This window comes from Streptomyces sp. MS19 (assembly GCF_047200595.1).
Lineage (GTDB): Bacteria > Actinomycetota > Actinomycetes > Streptomycetales > Streptomycetaceae > Streptomyces.
Genome location: NZ_JBJZOH010000088.1, coordinates 1 through 1,436 on the forward strand (window position 1 = coordinate 1; position 1,436 = coordinate 1,436).

Annotated in this window: 1 protein-coding gene; it reads left to right on the forward strand. The window is 69.2% G+C overall.

Translation table 11 applies throughout. From position 1 onward, the window contains the following. Positions 1 to 69 precede the first annotated feature (69 nt). Positions 70 to 1,335, forward strand: coding sequence for an IS701 family transposase (locus tag ACL02R_RS29990; RefSeq protein ID WP_412800111.1), 1,266 nt, complete (start codon positions 70 to 72; stop codon positions 1,333 to 1,335). Positions 1,336 to 1,436: the final 101 nt, after the last annotated feature.

Sequence of the window (1,436 nt, forward strand, 5' to 3'; positions counted from 1 at the left end):
CTAGTAGTGCTTGGTCATGTGTGGTCTGTGGTGGCGTGTCTTCTTGATCGGGTGTGTCGTTGGCCGGGTGTGCTGAGTGAGGAGTTGGCTGCGGTCCGGTGTGATCTGGAGGACTTCGCGGCGGAGATGTTCGAGCCGTTCGCGCGGGCGGATCAGCGTCGGTGGGGTGGGGTCTATCTGCGGGGTCTGCTGCTGGACGGTGGGCGTAAGTCGGTGGAGCCGATGGCCGCCCGCCTGGGCAAGGACGGGAACCGGCAGGCCCTGGCCCACTTCGTGACCTCCAGCCCGTGGGATGCGGCGCATGTGCGGGCCCGTCTGGCCTGGCGCATGCAGCCGGTCGTCAAGCCCACCGCGCTGGTGATCGATGACACCGGGTTCCTCAAGGACGGGGACGCGTCCGCGTGTGTGACCCGGCAGTACACCGGCACCGCGGGCAAGGTCACCAACTGCCAGGCCGGTGTCTCGCTGCACATGGCTTCCAACGGTGCCTCGGCGGCGGTCAACTGGCATCTGTTCCTGCCCGGGAGCTGGGATCCCGCCTCTCCGAAAGCCGATCCGGCCAAAGTGGCCCGCCGTGCCAGATGCGCCATCCCCGCCGGGGTGGGCCATGTCGAGAAGTGGCAGCTGGCCCTCGACATGATCGACGAGACGCGGTCCTGGGGCATCGAAGTGCCCCGGGTCATCGCCGACGGCGGCTACGGGGACACCGCCGCCTTCCGGCTCGGCCTGGAGGAACGCGGTCTCGACTACGTGGTGGGCATCTCGACCACGACGACCGCGCAGCCCGAGGACGCGCAGCCCCGCACCCCGGCCTACTCCGGTCTGGGCCAGCGGCCGGTGTCTGCCTACCCCGAGCCAGCGCAGACCGTGAAAGACCTGGTCATCACGGCCGGGAAACGCGCCGCTCGGCCGGTGCAGTGGAGGGAGGGATCGCGGCCCGGCAGCGGCCGCAGCGGACACAAAGGCATGTACTCACGCTTCGTGGCCCTGCGGATCCGGCCCGCCGGACGCGAGATCCGCAAGGCCACCGCCACCGCCGAGCTCCCGGTCCGCTGGCTGCTGGCCGAATGGCCTGCCGACAGGGACGAGCCCGTGCAGTTCTGGCTCTCCAACCTGCCCGAGACCACCCCGCTGCCCGTCCTCGTGCGCACCGCGAAACTCCGCTGGCGTATCGGGAACGACTACCGCGAGATGAAACAGGCCCTCGGTCTGGCCCACTTCGAAGGCCGAACCTGGCCAGGCTGGCACCACCACGTCACCCTCGTCTCGGTCGCCCACGCCTTCTGCACCCTGCAGCGACTGAGCCGATCCCCAAAAGAGACGGCGTCGGCCTGAGCCTCTACCGAGTCGTTCGCGAGCTACAACGACTCCTCGCGACCTGGACCGGCGCCTGCCCCACCTGCCACCACGACATGCCAGACCCCGCACCAACATGA